The 17,722-nt window shown below is 73.3% G+C and carries 15 protein-coding genes; 5 read left to right on the top strand and 10 right to left on the bottom strand.

Features of this window, described 5'->3' with window-relative positions; translation table 11 throughout:
• Positions 1-14: 14 nt before the first annotated feature.
• Positions 15-1,007, bottom strand: coding sequence for a DUF2637 domain-containing protein (locus tag DPM19_RS27860; protein WP_111871031.1), 993 nt, complete (start codon positions 1,005-1,007; stop codon positions 15-17).
• A 286-nt stretch (positions 1,008-1,293) separates the two neighbouring features.
• Between DPM19_RS27860 and DPM19_RS27865 the strand changes: the two genes are divergently transcribed.
• Both DPM19_RS27865 and DPM19_RS27870 read left to right on the top strand, forming a co-directional pair.
• Positions 1,294-3,627 carry an ExeM/NucH family extracellular endonuclease gene (locus tag DPM19_RS27865; protein WP_111871032.1) on the top strand — a complete coding sequence of 778 codons (2,334 nt, stop codon included), beginning with the start codon at positions 1,294-1,296 and terminating at the stop codon, positions 3,625-3,627.
• Between the two features lie 693 nt (positions 3,628-4,320).
• Positions 4,321-5,922 (top strand): serine/threonine-protein kinase, encoded by a 1,602-nt coding sequence (locus tag DPM19_RS27870; RefSeq protein ID WP_158566919.1) that lies wholly within the window; start codon positions 4,321-4,323, stop codon positions 5,920-5,922.
• Between the two features lie 14 nt (positions 5,923-5,936).
• Here the strand turns inward: DPM19_RS27870 and DPM19_RS27875 are convergent, their stop codons facing one another.
• Positions 5,937-7,055 carry a PP2C family protein-serine/threonine phosphatase gene (locus DPM19_RS27875; RefSeq protein ID WP_111871034.1) on the bottom strand — a complete coding sequence of 373 codons (1,119 nt, stop codon included), beginning with the start codon at positions 7,053-7,055 and terminating at the stop codon, positions 5,937-5,939.
• Positions 7,056-7,243: 188 nt separating this feature from the next.
• Between DPM19_RS27875 and DPM19_RS35475 the strand changes: the two genes are divergently transcribed.
• The gene (locus DPM19_RS35475; protein WP_158566920.1) at positions 7,244-7,402 is read left to right on the top strand and encodes a hypothetical protein; all 159 of its coding nucleotides are present in this window, start codon (positions 7,244-7,246) and stop codon (positions 7,400-7,402) included.
• Positions 7,403-7,550: 148 nt separating this feature from the next.
• On the opposite strand, the gene DPM19_RS27880 is transcribed toward DPM19_RS35475, so the two are convergent.
• The 8 genes from DPM19_RS27880 to DPM19_RS27910 form a co-directional block, all read right to left on the bottom strand.
• On the bottom strand, positions 7,551-8,021 hold the full coding sequence (locus DPM19_RS27880) for a ribose-5-phosphate isomerase (protein ID WP_111871035.1): 471 nt from the start codon (positions 8,019-8,021) through the stop codon (positions 7,551-7,553).
• A gap of 55 nt (positions 8,022-8,076) precedes the next feature.
• Positions 8,077-9,555 (bottom strand): hypothetical protein, encoded by a 1,479-nt coding sequence (locus DPM19_RS27885; RefSeq protein WP_146779015.1) that lies wholly within the window; start codon positions 9,553-9,555, stop codon positions 8,077-8,079.
• A 40-nt stretch (positions 9,556-9,595) separates the two neighbouring features.
• The gene (locus DPM19_RS27890) at positions 9,596-10,534 is read right to left on the bottom strand and encodes an ATP-binding protein (RefSeq protein ID WP_199485321.1); all 939 of its coding nucleotides are present in this window, start codon (positions 10,532-10,534) and stop codon (positions 9,596-9,598) included.
• A gap of 82 nt (positions 10,535-10,616) precedes the next feature.
• A complete protein-coding gene (locus DPM19_RS27895; protein ID WP_111871038.1) occupies positions 10,617-11,381 on the bottom strand; it encodes an energy-coupling factor ABC transporter ATP-binding protein in 765 nt (254 codons plus the stop codon).
• Positions 11,378-12,130 (bottom strand): cobalt ECF transporter T component CbiQ, encoded by a 753-nt coding sequence (gene cbiQ / locus DPM19_RS27900; protein ID WP_325050292.1) that lies wholly within the window; start codon positions 12,128-12,130, stop codon positions 11,378-11,380. Before cbiQ ends, DPM19_RS27895 begins: the two co-directional genes overlap by 4 nt.
• A gap of 2 nt (positions 12,131-12,132) precedes the next feature.
• Positions 12,133-12,441, bottom strand: coding sequence for a PDGLE domain-containing protein (locus tag DPM19_RS35885; RefSeq protein WP_199485322.1), 309 nt, complete (start codon positions 12,439-12,441; stop codon positions 12,133-12,135).
• A 5-nt stretch (positions 12,442-12,446) separates the two neighbouring features.
• Positions 12,447-13,136, bottom strand: coding sequence for an energy-coupling factor ABC transporter permease (locus tag DPM19_RS27905; protein ID WP_199485323.1), 690 nt, complete (start codon positions 13,134-13,136; stop codon positions 12,447-12,449).
• 115 nt (positions 13,137-13,251) lie between these two features.
• Complete coding sequence (locus tag DPM19_RS27910; protein ID WP_325050293.1) at positions 13,252-13,842, bottom strand: mycothiol-dependent nitroreductase Rv2466c family protein; 591 nt, start codon at positions 13,840-13,842, stop codon at positions 13,252-13,254.
• A 166-nt stretch (positions 13,843-14,008) separates the two neighbouring features.
• On the opposite strand from DPM19_RS27910, the gene pepN reads away from it, so the two are divergent.
• Both pepN and DPM19_RS27920 read left to right on the top strand, forming a co-directional pair.
• The gene (pepN, locus tag DPM19_RS27915; protein ID WP_111871041.1) at positions 14,009-16,555 is read left to right on the top strand and encodes an aminopeptidase N; all 2,547 of its coding nucleotides are present in this window, start codon (positions 14,009-14,011) and stop codon (positions 16,553-16,555) included.
• A 64-nt stretch (positions 16,556-16,619) separates the two neighbouring features.
• Positions 16,620-17,630 carry a hypothetical protein gene (locus DPM19_RS27920; RefSeq protein WP_111871042.1) on the top strand — a complete coding sequence of 337 codons (1,011 nt, stop codon included), beginning with the start codon at positions 16,620-16,622 and terminating at the stop codon, positions 17,628-17,630.
• Positions 17,631-17,722: the final 92 nt, after the last annotated feature.

The following is a 17,722-nucleotide window of genomic DNA, read 5'->3' on the forward strand; positions in this document are numbered from 1 at the left end:
CCCGTTCGACCGGATTATCCGCGCCAGGAGTTGACGAGGTCCCGGAGGACGGTGGGGTCGTACTCCACGCCCCGCTCGTCGAGCTCCTGCACGACCAGCTCGCCGTCGCCGCCGTGCCGGGCGAGCAGGCGGTAGACGGCGTAGGGGAACCAGTGGTTCTCGCGGGTCTTGCGCATGTCCTCTTCGTAGACCACGTGCCCCTCGCCGAGCAGGTCGGCGCAGGCCGCGAGGACGTCGCCGTTGTGCCGGCCGAGTGCCGTCATCATCAGCTGCCGCATCTCCTCGGGCTCGTCCGCGGTGGCCGTGGCGGTCGCGGCGGGGGCCGGGGCGGGAGCGGGCGCCGGGGCGGGCTTCTTCCCGGTGGCGGCCGGGCGGGTGCCGTTCATGGCGTGCCGTCCCTTGGGCTCCTCGTCGTGGGCCTGGGTCGGGGCGCCGATCGCCTTGTCGGCGGGCCGGGCCAGCTGGGGGGCGACGGCGACCGGCATCAGGGCGATCTGCCGCAGGGTGACCGAGGCGATGGCGCGCTGCGGCTCGGGGGGCGGCTCCGGCTTCTCCTCGGCCGCCTCCTGGACGTAGCGATGCAGCGTGCGCAGCAGGACGAACAGTCCCAGCATGGACACGATGGGCGGTACCGCCGCGGTCGCCTGGTAGGAGAACTCCCGCGAGGAGACGTGCCCCACGTTGAAGATGAGGCTCGCGGTCCAGCCGGCCAGCGCGATGAGCAGCGGCAGGGAGAAGTCCAGCCAGCTCATCATGTGCCGGCGGTGGAGCACGAACGCGTCGATCGCCAGGAGGAAGAGGCCGAGTTCGCCGACGATGATGAACAGGTCGACCATCAGCGGGAAGGACTGCGCCTTCCAGCCGGTGAGACCGTGTTCGAGCGCCCAGTGGTACAGGCCGGCATAGGACTGCGCGAAGCCGCCGCCCGTGGCGATCAGCACCGCGGCGGCCATGATGCCGACGGCGCTCCAGCGAGTGAGACTGCGAGCCTTGTCACCGGCCGTCATGTCGTGGCTCCCATTACCCGTCGCAGTGGAACATCGTGAGCTTCAGGAGGATATCGGCTGGTTACCGCTTCCGGCGGGCGGTTCGCCACTCACGTTCCGAGCAAATGAGCAACAGACCAGAAAACCAGGAAGTTTGTCCGATTTATCCCATTTGCCGCGTGGTCATCACCCCACGAGATCACTGTATTCACCCTGTTCACGGCAATACCGGGCAATACATCACGGGTTGATGGAGACTTCACAAATAGTTGGCGGCGTGGACGAGGCACGACCCTACGCTCCGCCCATGTCACCTTCCCGACCTTTCAGACGAATCCGCCAAGGTGCGGGGGCCCTCGCCGTCACCCTCACCGCAGGACTCCTGGTCGCCCTCGGCGCCACCGGAGCCCAGGCCGAACCCGGCACAGTGGTGATCAGTCAGGTGTACGGCGGAGGTGGCAACTCCGGCGCGCCTCTCACCCATGATTACGTCGAACTGTTCAACCGCGGCTCCGCACCGGTGGACGTGACCGGCTGGTCCGTGCAGTACGCCAGCGCCACCGGAACCGGCCACTTCGCCGCCGCCAGGACGACCCTGCAGGGCACCATCACCCCGGGCGGGTACCACCTGGTCCAGATGGGCGCCGGGGCCGGCTCCGGAACGGCGCTGCCGGCACCGGACGGCACCGGCTCGACCGCGATGAGCGCGACCGGCGGCAAGGTCGCCCTGGTCCGCTCCGACCAGGGCCTGGCCTGCAACGGCGGCGCCACCCCCTGCGACGACGCCCAGCGGGCCCTGATCTCCGACCTCGTCGGCTACGGGAGCGCCGACTTCTTCGAGGGAGCCGCCGCCCCCGCGCTGTCGAACACCACCGCAGGGCTGCGCAACGGCAACGGATGCGCCGACACCGACCACAACGCGACCGACTTCACCGCCGGCGCCCCGGCACCGCGCAACACCGCGACGACCGCGGCCCCCTGCGCCGGCGGCCCCGAACCGACCCCGACACCCACCCCGACGCCGACCGGGAACCCCTGCGACACCCCCGCCACGCACGAGATCGCCCAGGTGCAGGGCACGGGCGAGGGCACGCCGCTGGCCGGGCAGACCGTCCGGGTCGAGGGCATCGTCACCGGCGACTTCCAGGGCACCGACCAGCTGGGCGGCTTCTTCGTCCAGGACCCCACGCCCGACGCCGACCCCGCCACCTCCGACGGGTTGTTCGTCTTCTCCCGCACCGAGGTGCGATCCGGCGACCGGGTGCTGGTGACCGGCCGGGCGATCGAGTTCAACGGGCTCACCGAGCTGTCCCCCGTCACCGCGGTGGACGTGTGCGGCACCGGCACCATCGCCCCCGCCGCCCAGCAGCTCCCCCGGACCGGCTCGCCGGAGCCGCAGGAAGGCATGCTGCTCACCTTCCCGCAGCGGCTGACCGCCAGCGAGCACTACCAGCTCGGCCGGTACGGCGAGGTGACGGTGTCGGCGGGCGGCCGGCTGTTCCAGCCCACGGACGGGCGGCACGGCGTCACCCAGGCCGGTAACGACCTGCGCCGGCTGCTGATCGACGACGGCTCCACCCGGGAGAACCCGGCCCAGATCCCCTACCTCGACCCGGCGGCGCTGCGGCTGGGCGACACGGTGACCGGCCTGACCGGCGTGCTGAGCTACGGCTTCGGCTCCTACCGCCTGCAGCCGACCGAGCCGGTGGCCTTCACCCGGAGCAACCCGCGGCCCGCCGCGCCGGCCAAGGTCGGCGGCGATGTGAAGGTGGCCTCCTTCAACACGCTCAACTGGTTCACCACGCTGGGCTCCCGAGGGGCCGGCACCGAGCAGGAGCGCGAGCGCCAGCTCGCCAAGCTCGCCGCCGCGATCAAGGGGCTGAACGCCGACGTGATCGGCCTGATGGAGGTCGAGAACAACGGTGACGTGGCCGTGCGGGCGCTGGTCGACCGGCTCAACGCGGAGGCCGGCGCCGGTACCTACGCCTGGGTCCGCAACCCGAACCCGGGCACCGACGAGATCCACGTGGCGCTGATCTACCGGCCCGGGAAGGTCCGCCCGGTGGGCCCGGCCCGGTCGTCCGACGAGCCGGTGTTCGAGCGGCCGCCGCTGGCGCAGACGTTCATGCGCACCCGCGGCAGCCTGCCGTTCACCGTGCTGGTCAACCACTTCAAGTCCAAGAGCTGCGGGGACGCCACCGGACCCGACGCCGACCAGGGAGACGGGCAGGGTTGCTGGAACGCCCGCCGCGTCCTCCAGGCCAAGGCGCTGGCGGCGCTGGCCCGCCGGGTGCCCGCTCCGCTGGTGATCGGCGACCTCAACGCCTACGCCGCCGAGGACCCGATCAAGACGCTCGCCGCGGCCGGGCTGACCAGCCAGACCGAGCGTTTCGTGCCCGCGGACCGGCGCTACAGCTACGTCTTCAACGGGCAGGCGGGCGAACTCGACCACGCCCTGGCGGGCTGGACGCTGGCGTGGCGGGTCACCGGCACCACGATCTGGCACATCAACAGCGACGAGCCGCTGATCCTCGACTACAACACCGAGTACAACCCGCCGGGCCTCTACCGGCCGGACGCCTACCGCTCCTCCGACCACGACCCGGTGCTGATCGGCCTGCGCCTACCCGGCCTCGGCTGACCCGGCGCCGGCCTCCGGCCGGCCTCACGGAGAGGCTGGCCGGAGGCCGGCGGACGCCGGGCCACGGCAATGCCCGCCCCGATGCCGTGGTGAGACCAAAAGCCTCACCACGGCAGCGGTCCCGGCTGCCGCCCGCCACGGGGACCGAAGCATCTGCGTCCGTGATCCTTCAGCATTCAGGGCGTTATGGCGCACCGGATGCTGAAGGATCACTGGTCAGAGGGCGAAACGTGGCTGATCCTTCAGCGTTCGGGGCGCTCCGGCGCCTTGGATGCTGAAGGATCACGTCGGCAGAAGCCTCCGTGGAGGCAACCGGCGCGGCCGGGCCGGCATCGCGGGGAGGCTGCCGGCCTCGCTTCGAGGCGCGGTCTACGTGGATCTTCGGGAGAAATCGCCGGCGGCCGCCCGGTGGCACCTCCCACCCCTGGGGAGCCACCGGGCGGCCGTCGGTCCGCCGGGCGGCGGTCACGTTCCAGGTCCCGCCCGTCGAGGAGGATCTGACGGAACCCTTCGCGTCGCTCTGCCCGGCCCCGCGGTTCTCGACCGCGGCGACCTGGTACCTAGAGTGCCGTCGCTCCGTGCCCTGGGTGCTACATCCCGGTGACGTTCAGGTTTCATCTCAAGATCTTGTCGACCTGCACATATTCACGACTTATCCGGGCAGGGCGGATGAACCCGACGAAAGGAACGCCGGTGGACGAGCAGGACGTACGACACCGACTTCCTGTCGGCGTGCGACCGCTGGAACCGGGCGACCCTCGCGCCATCGGCGGCCATCCGCTGCTCGGCCGGGTCGGCCGGGGCGGCATGGGGACGGTCTACCTGGCCGAGGAGCCGGGCACGGGGCGGCCGGTGGCCATCAAGACGGTCCACCCCCGGCTGGCCGCCGATCCGGCCTTTCGCGCCCGGTTCCGGGACGAGGTCCGGCTGGCCGGCCGGGTCGCCTCGTTCTGCACGGCCCAGGTGCTGACGCACGGCGAGCAGGACGGCGTCCTCTACATGGTCAGCGAGTACGTCGGCGGGGTCTCCCTGGCCCGCCGGATCGCCCAGAGCGGGCCGCTGCCCCACCCGGAACTGCACGGCGTGGCGGTGGGAGTGGCGACCGCGCTGGCCGCGATCCACGCCGGGGGGCTGGCGCACTGCGACCTCAAACCCGAGAACGTGCTGCTCACGCTGTCGGGTCCACGGGTGATCGACTTCGGTATCGCCCGGGCGCTGGACACACCGGCCGTGCCGCCCGCGCCGGGCACCGTCCTGGGCACCCCCGGCTGGATCGCGCCCGAGGTACTCACCGGCGTGGACGCCGGCCCCGCCGCGGACGTCTTCGCCTGGGGCTGCCTGGTGCTCTACGCGGGAACGGGACGCCCGCCGTTCGGCGGCGGAACCTCGATCGAGGTGGCCCGCCGGGTCGTCCACGGGGAGCCCGACCTGACCGGCGCCGTCGCGACGGCCGGGCCACTGCTGCCGCTGATCGAGGCGGCGCTGGCCAAGGCCCCCGCGGACCGGCCCGCCGCCCCGCAACTCATGCTCGCCCTGGTCGGCGAACTCGCCGAGATCCGGCCGCGGCGCCCGGGCGCCACCCGGCCGCCCGGGCGCCGCCCGATGCCCTCGGCCCCCGGCGGGCGCGGCCCCGAGCGCACCCCGGAGCGCACCATCGCCCTGCACCTGCCCATCGCCCTGCCCGCCGCGGCCTCCCGGAGGGACCGCCGCCTGCCGTTCCCCGTGCGGTTGCCCGCTCGGACCCGCCGCGGCGCGTTCCACCGCGTCCCGGGCGAGGACACCGCGCCCGCACCGCTGCTCGCCGAGAACGGCGCCCCGGCCCGCGGGGGCGGAAATCCGTCCATCAGGACGGGCGGGCCGTCCGCCGGACGCGGTGCGACGTTCGGCGGACACGGTGCGACGTTCCGCGGATCTCGCGGTGCCCGCCCGTTGCTCGGCGGGGCGGGCACGCCGTTCCGCGGCGCCGGTGCCCCGTTCGGCGCGGGCCTACAGGTCGGTTCCGGGAGCCGGGTCCGGCGAGCGGTGCCGCTCGCCGGGGCAGCGGCGGTGACGCTGCTGGCCGGGCTGCTGGCCGGCTCGGGCGCTTCCGGTGACCGGACGTCGCAGACCTCGCCCGGCCCGGAGCGCCCACCGCAGACCGGACCCGCCCGGCCCGGCCCGGCCGCGACCCCGCGGATGGTCGTCCAGGGTGAGGCGCCCGCACCGGCCACCGGGGACCCGGGCCGGGAGAAGGGCGAAGACCAGGGGAAGAAACGCGACCGGTCCGGTACGTCGGGGCACGGGCATCGCGATTGAGCCGGGAAGGCCGGTCAGGTGCGCCAGATCAGGACGAGGGCGCAGTCGTCGTCACGGGCGGCCGCCATGGTCTTGACGATCTCCTCGGCGCCCTTGCGGAAGCCCTGCGGCACCAGCCGTTCGGCCTCGCCGAGCAGCCGGTCGATCCCGGCGTCGAGGTCGCTGCCCGGCGACTCGACCAGGCCGTCGGTGTACAGGAGCAGCGCGTCGCCCGGCCGCAGCATCCCGCGATCGGCGTCGCCCCGCACCTCGGGCACCACCCCGAGCACCACGCCGTTGGCCGAACTGACCCGCCAGGTGCCGCTGCCCGCGTCGAACTGCACGGCCGGCGGATGCCCCGCCGACTCGACGGTGTACTCGCCGGTGGTCAGGTCGACGACCAGGTGCACCGCGGTAACGAAGCCCTCGTCCCAGCGCTGCCGCTGGAGGTAGGAGTTGCAGGCCGGCAGGAACCGGTCGGGCTGGATCGATCCAAGGAGCCCGCCGAAGGCTCCGGAGAGCATCAGCGCCCGTGTCCCGGCGTCCACACCCTTGCCCGAGACGTCCACCAGGGCCAGTTCGAGGGTCTTCCCGTCGCAGGAGGAGACCATGAAGTCACCGCCGAACGACGACCCGCCCGCCTGGACCATCACCACCCGGGAGTCCCAGCCCGCCGGCAGTTCCGGCATTTCACCCTGGCGGCGCAGCCGGTCGCGCAGTTCCAGCAGCATGTACTCGCCGCGCAGGCCCTGCACGCCGAGCTGCTGGCGGGTGTAGGCCAGAACGAGCGCCAGCGCCCCGGCGAGCAGGATCGTGGCGATGATGCCGGGGCCGACCGTGGAGAAGCCGAGCCGCCACATGTCGTAGGCGAGCACCACCACGACCACGCCGAGCAGCGCGGCGAACGCCCGAACCCGTAGCAGCAACCCGCCGGCCAGCACGGTGAGCACCAGCGCGCCGGAGGGCGCCCACGTCCGCGACGCGGTGGCGGCCAGCCCGAGGCCGACGGCGACCAGGGAGAGTGCGGCGAACACGTACCGTTCGCGGGTCAGCCTGCCGCGCCGGAGCCACCGGTAGATCCACACGAGCACCGGGACGCGGCGCAGCACGGCGCGCAGCCTCGGCGGGAGAAGGTGGACCAGACGTTGCAGCATGACTCCGAAACTGTATCGAGCAACGGGGCGGCCCGGCGGAAATCCGAGCGACTCATGACTCTTCGAATCCACAAAGTCACCTCAGGTTACGCCGACCCGGGGCCCCGGAACACCACGCGTCGAAGGCCGTCCAGCGGCTACGCAGAGAAAGATCCGGGTATACGGCTTTTGTGACGAACCAGTCAGGCATGCGAATCACGGTGGACGCCGCGATGCGGGCACGCGACGTCTCCCGGGAGGATGCGGAGGGCGCGCCGCCCCCGGTCGTCCCCGCCAAGCCGTCCCGCCCCTCCAAGAACGAGCGCCGCCGGCTCGGCAAGCGGGGCGCGCCTCCGCCCCGGGGATGACGCCCGCCGGAACGCCACGGCCGCGGCGCCCGTGCGGGGTGCCGCGGCCGGACACGCGACCAAGGCGTTCGAGAACATCGGCGTCACCGTCGCCGCGGCGCCCTTGCGGGTGCCGCGGCCGGATAGGTGACGGGAGTGCCGGGAGAGTTCAGTACGGCAGGGGCGGAAGCTCGCCGGTCTCCTCGTACCGGCCGAGCATCTCGATGCGGCGGGTGTGCCGCTCCTCCTTGGAGTACGGCGTGGCCAGGAACAGCTCGACGAACCGGGTCGCGGTCTCCGTGTCGTGCTGCCGGGCGCCGATGCTGATGACGTTGGCGTCGTTGTGCTCGCGGGCGAGCGCCGCGGTGGCGTCGCTCCAGACCAGTGCGGCCCGCACGCCCTTGACCTTGTTGGCCGCGATCGCCTCGCCGTTGCCCGAGCCGCCGAGGACGATGCCCACGGTGCCGGGCTCGGCCGCGGTCCGTTCCGCGGCCCGGAGCACGAAGGGCGGGTAGTCGTCGACCGCGTCGTAGGCGACCGGCCCGCAGTCGACGGGCTCGTGCCCGGCCGCGGTCAGCCAGGCGACGAGGTGCTCCTTGAGCTCAAAGCCGGCATGGTCGGATCCGAGAAACACGCGCATGGCGGAAGTCTGACAGGTCCGCGCCCCGATCCTTGACAGGGGGCGTCGTTTCCGATCAGCGTGGCGGGGCGAAACCCTCCTCTTCCGGAGCATCCCGCCCGGTGCCGCCGGGCGCCACCTCCGGCCGGTCCGCAGGCCCTGCGTCCGCGCCGTGGCCGGCTCCGGCCGGAGCCGGATCATCGGAGCCCGCTCCGGCCGGGACGTCCGGCGCGCCGGAGTCTCCACCCGGCTCCTCGGCGGCCGGGGCCGCCGGTTCCCCCACGCCAGGCGCAGATCCTTCATCCGCCGGAGGCTCACCCGCACCCGGCACGGATCTCTCGCCTACCGGAGGCTCACCTCCACCCGGCATGGATCCCTCACCCGCCGGAGGCTCACCCGCGCCAGGCGCGGATCCCTCGTCCACCGGAGGCTCACCCGCTGCGGCAGGCGCCTCCGCCGCGGGCCCGGCGCCGGCCGGAGCCGGGGGCCCGTCCACAACGGGATCCGGGGCCGCCCCGTGGGCGGCTCCGGCCGGCACCCGTGGTCCGTCCTCGGCAGCAGCCCCCTCGCCCTCGGGAAGGTCGGCCTCCGCAGGCCCGGTTCCGGCCGGAGCCGGCGGTTCCGCCGCCTCTGAACTCACGCCGCCAGCCGGAACCGCGGAACCCGCCAGGTCAGGACCCGCGCCGCTGGCCGGAGCCGGCGGTTCCGCCGCCCCGGGGCCCGCGGTTCCGGCTGGAACCACGGGGCCCGCCGGGTCGGGGGCCGCGCCACCGGGCGGTGGCGGGGTTCCCCCCGCGGGAACGGGCGGGGGCGGAGGTTGGTGGGTCAGCGGGGGCGCGTAACCGGCCGGCGGGATGGGCGGCACCGGGAAGCCGCCGGTCGGCGTCGCGCCGGGTGACGCGGGCGGCGGCGCCCAGCCCGGTCCGGTGCTGGGCGGTCCGGCGCCGGGCGGCGGGGGGGCCGGGGGCGGTGCCTGCTGGGGGACGCCGCCGGGGCCGGAGAAGGCCGGGGCGCCCCTTCCGGGCCGGGTGGCGAGGTAGGCGGCCAGCAGCGCCAGCCCGGGCACCCAGCCGTACACCGCGCCGAAGGTCGCGGCCCCCTCGGTGCCCTGCCAGAGCGCCAGCGACAGCCGCGGGAAGGATTCGATCGAGCCCCGCTCCTCGGTCGCGTACAGGAGGGCGGCGCGCAGCCACCCGGCGGGCAGCGCGGCCAGCGTGGTCGCCCACCAGCCGAAGATGAGCGCGTGCGGGCCGTTCTTGACGGGATCCAGCCCGCGCAGGCCGGCCGCGAGCACCAGCGCCAGGCCGGCGAGCAGCACCACCAGGGCCAGGTCGTAGGCGAACATCCGGGCGACGCCCCCCTGGGCCTCGTCCGGCACCAGGATCCAGGACGGGAAGAGGAGGATGCCCAGCAGCGGGCCGACGCCCTCCCCGTAGGAGAAGGAGTCGCTGCGCTGGAGCGCCTCGCGCAACCACTGGTTGCCGAAGAGCAGGGCGATCAGCGCCACCGAGCCGAGAGCCGCAATGATCATCACTACCATGCGCCGGACGGTCATGCCGGGCAGGCTAATGCCGATCAGAACGGCGGGGAAGCCGCTACCGGGAAGGAAACTCGAATTCCGGGTCGATCTGGGTCACAAGATCCTCGCCCACTGCCCGATTGGCCCAACTAAGGGCGTTTTTCAGGTGGAACTCCACCGCCTGGCGCTGGAACCCGGCCCAGTCCTTGGTCCGGGCGTCCACGGCGGCCCGCATCCGGTCGAGCGCCGCCGCGTTGCCCGGTTCGAGCACCACCCCGGACCGCCCCTGCTCCAGGGCGCGCACCGCGGCGGACTGGCCGACCCAGGTCAGCAGGGCGTCGCCGACGTGCTCGCGCAGGTACGCCACGTCGTCCTCGCCCTGCACCTTGTTCCCGATCACCGCGAGGGGGATGTCGTACCCGGCGGCGTACTCGGCGTACTGCCGGTAGACCCCGACGCCCTTGCGGGTGGGCTCGGCGACCAGGAACGTCAGGTCGAACCGGGTGAACAGCCCGGAGGCGAAGGCGTCGGCCCCGGCGGTCATGTCGACCACCGCGTACTCGCCCGGCCCGTCGACCAGGTGGTTGAGGTAGAGCTCCACCGCTCCCGTCTTGGAGTGGTAGCAGGACACCCCCAGGTCGTCGTCACCGAACGCCCCGGTGACCAGCAGGGAGACGCCGTCGACCTCCTGGGCGAGGGCGTGCACCGGGTCGTCGCCGCCCAGCCGCAGCAGCCGGGAGCCGCGCCCGGGCGGGGTGGTCTTGATCATGTCCGCGGCGGAGGCGATGCGGGGGTTGTCGCCGCGCAGGTACTCCTTGATCGCGGGCAGTTCGTCGCCCATGGCGGGGATCTTCGCCGCCCGCTCCTCATCGAGGCCCAGTGCGACGCCGAGGTGCTGGTTGATGTCGGCGTCGATCGCCACGACGGGTGCGCCCCGCCCGGCCAGATGCCGGACGAACAGCGACGAGAGGGTGGTCTTGCCACTGCCACCCTTGCCGACGAACGCAATCTTCACAAAAACCCCCGAAGTGGCGATGAAAACCGTTGCCATTGTCAGGGTACAAGTGTTACCGGTCCGGGAACGCTGCGCAACCGGTTCAGCCGCGCCGCGCCACCGCCGGGTCGAAGCCGTACGGCAGCTCCAGCCGGTGCGCGTGCAACAGCTCCTCGTCGCCGAGGAGGTCGGGCGTGGGCCCGTCCGCGACGATCACCCCACCCGACAGGATCAGCGACCGCGGGCACAGCTGCGCCGCGTACGGCAGGTCGTGGGTGACCATCAGCACGGTGACATCCAGGCTCAGCAGGATCTCGGCCAGCTCCCGGCGCCCGGCCGGGTCCAGGTTGGAGGACGGCTCATCCAGCACCAGGATCTCCGGCTCCATCGCCAGCACCGTGGCCACCGCCACCCGGCGCCGCTGGCCGAAGCTGAGGTGCTGCGGCGGGCGGTCGGCGACCTCCGACATGCCGACCCGGGCCAGCGCCGACTCCACCCGGCTTTGCAGCTCCGCGCCGCGCAGCCCCAGGTTGGCCGGGCCGAAGGCGACGTCCTCGCGCACCGTCGGCATGAAGAGCTGGTCATCGGGATCCTGGAAGACGACGCCGACCCGGCGCCGGATCTCCCGCAGCGCCTTCCTGTCCTTCGGGTCGACCGCCAGCCCGCCGACCCGCACGGTGCCGAGCCCGCCGTTCAGGATGCCGTTCAGGTGCAGCACCAGCGTCGTCTTGCCCGCGCCGTTGGGGCCCAGCAGCGCGACCCGCTCGCCGCGGCCGATGACGACGTCGACCCCGTACAGCGCCTGGGTGCCGTCCGGATAGGCGTACGCGAGGCCCTGGACCTCCAGCGACGGCGGTGTCGTGCTCATCCCACCAGCCAGGCACCGGCGGCGACCAGGGCCGCCGCCGCGGGCAGCAGGGCCGCGGCCGTCCACTGGCCGGCGGTGGCGGGGGCCTCGTCCGCCGCCGGCATCCGGCCCTCGTAGCCGCGGCTCAGCATGGCCAGGTGGACGCGCTCGCCCCGCTCGTAGGAGCGCAGGAACAGCGCTCCGGCCGCCCGGCCCAGCACCCGCGCGTCGCGCAGGTCGCGCGGCTCGAAGGCGCGCGCCGCCCGCGCCACCCGCATCCGGCGCAACTCGCCGACGACGACGTCCAGGTAGCGCAGCATGAAACCGGCGATCTGGGTCAGCAGCGGCGGCACCCGCAGCCGCTCCACGCCGAGCAGCAGCACCCGCGGCTCGGTGGTGGCGGCCAGCAGGATCATCGCCGCCGCGCCCAGGCTCGCCTTGGCCAGGATGTTGGCGGCGGCCCAGAGCCCGCTCTCGCTGAGCGCCACGCCGAGCACCTCCACCCGGGGGCCGTGCGCGACGAACGGGATCAGCAGGGCGAACGCCACGAACGGCACCTCGACCGTCATCCGGCGGGCGACGAATCCGGCGGGCACCCGGGCCGCCGCGGCGACGGCCGCGAGCATGAGGGCGTAGGCACCGAAGGCCCACAGCCGCTCCCGGGGGGTGGCCACCACCGCGAGCACGAAGGCCACCGTCGCCACGATCTTGCACTGCGGCGGCAGCCGGTGCACGGGGGTGGCGCCCGGCCGGTGGAGCCGCCCGATCACGCTCAACTCGGGGTGTCGGCGGGTTCGCGGCGGCGCACCAGCCAGAACAGGCCGCCGCCGACCGCGAGGGTCAGGCCGACCCCGATGACCCCGGCCAGGCCGCCGGACAGCCGCTCGTCGTCCACTCCCTTGACGCCGTAGTCGCCGAGCGGCGAACCCGACAGCGAGTGCTCCTTCTCCTTGGCGGCGAAGCCGCGGTCCTCGGCGACCTTGCTCAGGCCGTCCGGGTCGCCGGAGGCGTAGAAGCTGACGAAGCCGGCGACGATCAGGGCCACCAGGAGGAACGCGGCGAAGAAACGCTTGGTGCTCATAGGGTTCAGGCTCCCGAGGGCTGGGCGGTGCGGACTTCCAGGGGCCGCCGGACGGTACCGCGCAGCCCGTACACCAGGTCGGGCCGGACGGCGGCCACGCTGCCCACCGTGACGGCGGTGATCAGTCCCTCACCGAGACCGATCAGCACGTGCACCCCGAGCATGGCGGTCGTCAGCGTGCCGAGCGGGATGTCGGCGGTGCCACCGATCGCGTACAGGACCACGAAGACCAGCGCGGAGGCGGGCACGGAGACGGCGGCGGCCAGGAACGAGGCGCCGGTCACCGCCGGGCGGTTGGCCGGCAGCACCTTGGTGACCAGCCGGAACACCCCGTAGGCGACCAGCACGCCGGTGACGGCCATCAGCGTGACGTTGATGCCGTACGCGGTCACGCCGCCGTCGGCGAAGAACATCTGGACCAGCAGCACCACCGAGACGCACAGCAGGCCGGTGTAGGGGCCGACCAGGATCGCAGCGAGGGCGCCGCCCATCAGGTGCCCGCTGGTACCGGCGGCGACCGGGAAGTTGATCATCTGGGCCGCGAAGACGAACGCGGCCGTCAGCCCGGCCAGCGGCGCGGTGCGGTCGTCGAGTTCCGCCCGCGCGCCGCGCAGCGCCACACCGATCCCGGCCGCGGCGACCACCCCGGCGCCGATCGATACGGGTGCGTCGAAGAATCCATCGGGTACGTGCACGCCGCCTCCATCACCGTTCGTCCTGCTATCGGCCAGTTTGGCGGCGTAGCACACTTATTGCAAGAAAGTCGCAAGAACGGCTATCAAGCGATAGCAATCCGGACGCTCGCTCGGGTCAGTCGAAGCTGGGATCGCGGTCGCGGCTGCGCTTCAGCTCGTAGAAGCCGTCGACTCCGGCGACCAGCAGCACGCCGTCCCACAGCCGGGCCGCCGCCTCGCCGCGCGGGATCGGGGTGACCACCGGGCCGAAGAAGGACACCCCCTCCACCGAGATCACCGGGGTGCCCACGTCGTAGCCCACCCGGTCCATGCCGTCGGCGTGCGAGGCCCGCAGCGCGGCGTCGTAGTCCTCGGACTCCGCTGCCGCGGCCAGTTCCGGGTCCAGCCCGGCGGCGCGCAGCGCGGCCTCGAAGGTGGCACGTTCCGCCGGCGCCTTCTCGTGGTGGAACCGCGTCCCCAGCTCGGTGTAGAGCGCGCCCAGCACCTCGGGCCCGTGCTTCTGCTCGGCGGCGATGCAGATCCGCACCGCCCCCCAGGCCCGCTTCATGAACTCCCGGTACTGCTCGGGGATGTCCTGGCCCTCGTTCAGCACCGCCAGGCTCATCACGTGCCAGCGCGGCTCGATCGGCCGCAGCTCGGCCACCTCGTGGATCCACCGCGAGGCGATCCACGCCCAGGGGCAGGCGGGGTCGAACCAGAAATCCACCGGAGTACGCGCTTCTTGCGACAAGGTGTGCCTCCCAGCACCATGACGGGCATTGCCCTCGTGCCAACAAGGCGTCCCGCCGCTTATTCCCGCCCGGCGCCCGGCGGGCCGGACCCGTCGTTGGTAGACATGGGGGAGCAGGTCCTATCCCGATCAAGGAGTACATGTGGCAGGCAACCTCACGCGCGACGAGGCGCGAGAACGCGCCCGGTTGCTCGACGTCGAGTCCTACGTGGTGGAACTCGATCTCACCACCGGGGAAGAGCGGTTCGGTTCGACCACCGTCGCCCGGTTCGGCTGCGCCGAACCGGGCGCCTCGACGTTCATCGACCTGCACGGCGCCGTCGTGCGCGAGGTGACGCTGAACGGGCGGGCGCTCGACCCCGCCTCCTACGACGCCGACCGGGGCCGCGTCCCGCTGCCGGGCCTGGCCGCCGACAACGAGCTGCGGGTGGTCGCCGACTGCGCCTACTCGCGGTCCGGCGAGGGGCTGCACCGGTTCGTCGACCCGGTCGACCAGAGCGTGTACCTCTACACCCAGTTCGAGACCGCCGACGCGCACCGCATGTTCACCTGCTTCGACCAGCCCGACCTGAAGGCCACGTTCGAACTGGCCGTCACCACCCCCCTGGGCTCGGGGTGGCGGGTGATCACCAACGAGCGCCCCGACGTCAACGGGATCCGCACCGGCACGTGGCGTTTCAGGCCCACCCCGCGCGTCTCGACCTACATCACCGCGCTGGTCGCGGGCCCGTACCACGTGGTCGAGGACGAATACCGGCGGCCGGACGGCAGCACCGTCCCGCTGGGCGTCTACTGCCGGTCCTCGCTGGCCGAGCACCTCGACGCCGACGCGATCATCGAGGTGACCCGGCAGGGCTTCGAGTACTTCGAGAAGGTCTTCGACCTGCCGTACCCGTTCAGCAAGTACGACCAGCTCTTCGTGCCCGAGTTCAACGCGGGCGCGATGGAGAACGCCGGCTGCGTGACCTTCCTGGAGGACTACGTCTTCCGGTCGCGGGTGACCGACGCCGCCTACGAGCGGCGCGCCGAGACGATCCTGCACGAGATGGCGCACATGTGGTTCGGCGACCTCGTCACCATGCGCTGGTGGGACGACCTGTGGCTGAACGAGTCATTCGCCACCTACATGAGCGTGCTGTGCCAGAGCGAGGCCACCAAGTGGACCGGCTCGTGGACGACGTTCGCCAACCTGATGAAGGCCTGGGCGTACCGGCAGGACCAGCTGCCCTCCACCCACCCGATCTCGGCCGACATCCCCGACATCCAGGCGGTCGAGGTCAACTTCGACGGCATCACCTACGCCAAGGGCGCGAGCGTGCTGAAGCAGCTCGTGGCCTATGTCGGCCGCGACAACTTCCTGGAGGGCGTGCGCGGCTACTTCCAGCGGCACGCCTGGGGCAACACCGTCCTGGCCGACCTGCTGGACGCGCTGGAGGAGACCTCCGGCCGCGACCTGGCCTCGTGGTCGAAGGAGTGGCTGGAGACCGCCGGGGTCAACACGCTGCGTCCCGAGTACGAGGTGGACGCGGCAGGGAACTTCACCCGGTTCGAGGTGGTCCAGGGGGCGGTCGCCGAGTACCCGACGCTGCGCTCGCACCGGATCGCGATCGGCCTGTACGACCGCACCGCCGAGGGGATCGTCCGGCGGGAACGGGTCGAGCTCGACATCGTCGGCGGCCGGACCGAGGTGCCCGAACTGGTCGGTGTCGCCCGGCCGGACCTGGTGCTGGTCAACGACGACGACCTGACGTACGCCAAGATCCGGCTGGACCCGCACTCGCAGGCCACCCTGGTCGAAGGCATCGGCGACATCCGTGAGGGGTTGCCGCGGGCGCTGTGCTGGTCCGCCGCCTGGGACATGACCCGCGACGCCGAGATGGCCACCCGCGACTACGTGCGGCTGGTGCTGTCGGGCGTCCGCGGCGTCACCGACATCTCCGTGATGCAGACGCTGCTGCGGCAGGCCCGCACCGCCGTCCACCAGTACGCCGACCCGGCCTGGCGCGAGACCGGGCTGCGGCTGATGGGCGACGCGCTGGCCGACCTGGCTCGCGAGGCCCCCGCCGGGTCCGACTTCCAGCTCGGGTACGTGCAGGCGTTCGCCGCGACCGCCGTCTCCGCCGAGCACCTGGACCTCGTCCGGGGGCTGCTCGACGGTTCGCAGACCCTGGCGGGGCTGACCGTCGACACCGAGCTGCGCTGGGCGCTGCTGCGCCGCCTGGTGGTGACCGGCCGGGCCGGCGAGGCCGAGATCGACGCCGAGCTGGCCCGGGACGCCACGGCGGCGGGCGAGCGGCACGCCGCGGCGTGCCGGGCCGCCCTGCCCACCGCGGCGGCCAAGGCCGCGGCCTGGGCGGGCGTCATCTCCGGGACGCTGCCGAACGCGGTGTTCCGGGCCACCCTGGGCGGCTTCGTCGAGCCCGACCAGGCCGAACTGCTGCGACCCTACGCCGACGCCTACTTCGCCGAGGTGGGCCGGCTGTGGGACGAGTGGAGCAGCGACATGGCGCAGACCTTCGCCGAGGTCGCCTACCCGTTCCTGCAGATCGCGCCGGAGACGGTCGAGCGCACCGACGCCTACCTGGCCGAGCGGAACCCGCCGGCCGCGCTGGCCCGGCTGCTGTCGGAGGGCCGCGACGGGGTGGCCCGGGCGCTGCGCGCCCGCGCCAGGGATGCCGCCGCCGGCTGATACCGCCGTCCGGACCGGCCGAGACGGGCACCCCGGCCGGTCCGGACATGGCACAGTCAAGGATGTGAAGACGGCGCACGAGTTGATGATCACCCTGGCCCGCAGGCACGCCTTCGGCGATCTGGCCGCCCTGGTCGCGGCCGGGGCGGTGCCCGCCGGGCGGGCCGTGCCGATCGGCGCGCTGTGCGCCTTCGGGCAGCGGGTGCTGGAACTCGACGCCGAGGACTTCGGCCTGCCCGAGGCCGCCGGTGAGGTGCCCGCCGACCTCCTCGACCGGGCCCGCTCCAGCCGGATGCCCCAGTCGGCCGCGGAGCGGCCGCGCGGGGCGCTGGCCACGCTGCGCCCGGCGTACGCGCTGCTGCTGGAGGTCATCGAGATCCACTGGCGGCGCCGCGAGATGGCGGCGCTGGCTGCCGCGGTGCACATCGCCGGCGAGTACCTGCCCGCGCTGGCGTGGGAGCCGGTGCTCGGCCATGCCGCGGACCCGGAGCCGCTGCGGACCGCGGTCGTCGGCCCGGGCAGCTACTTCGGGGTACCGCAGCCGCGCACCCCGGATCCGGTCACCGGCGGCCGGCCGGAGCGCCGGTGCGAGCACACCCAGGCCCTCCAGTCGGCCGCCGGGCGGGCGCTGAAGGTGGCGGGCGAGCCGCCGTCGGGCTGGCGGGCCTACCTGGACCGGCAGCACAGCCAGGTGGCCCGGGCGCTGGGGGTGTGCGCGGTCCGGTGCCGGACCCCCTGCTCGGTGGTGACCCGGCTGGACGCCGGCACCCGGGAGGCCCTCACCGACCGGTGCCGGCTGGCCCTGGAGTTCACCGACGGGGCGCTGGTCAAGCTGCGGCACGCCGCCCCGGTCGGGCACGGCTTCGGGGTGCCCTCCCCCGACGAGGTGCTGGACGCCTGGCGGCGGTCGCGCACCTCGCTCGCCCGCCGTCCGCTCGGCGCGGCGGTGCTCGCCGACGACGGGTACCCGCTGCCCGGCCTGCCCGCCCTGTTCTCCGCGGTCGCCGGCGCCCCGGTGCGGCCCGACACCCTGCTGCACGACGTCGCCGACCGCATCGCCGCCGCCCTGGACTGACGTCCCCGGGAGCGGCCGGCCGCACCGCTCGCAGCCGGGGTCGGGAGGCCGCACCGCCCGCGGACGGGGCAGGACGTCGAGGCGTTCGCCTG

Origin of the sequence: Actinomadura craniellae (genome assembly GCF_003289645.1) — a bacterium.
In the GTDB taxonomy this organism is placed as follows: domain Bacteria; phylum Actinomycetota; class Actinomycetes; order Streptosporangiales; family Streptosporangiaceae; genus Actinomadura_D; species Actinomadura_D craniellae.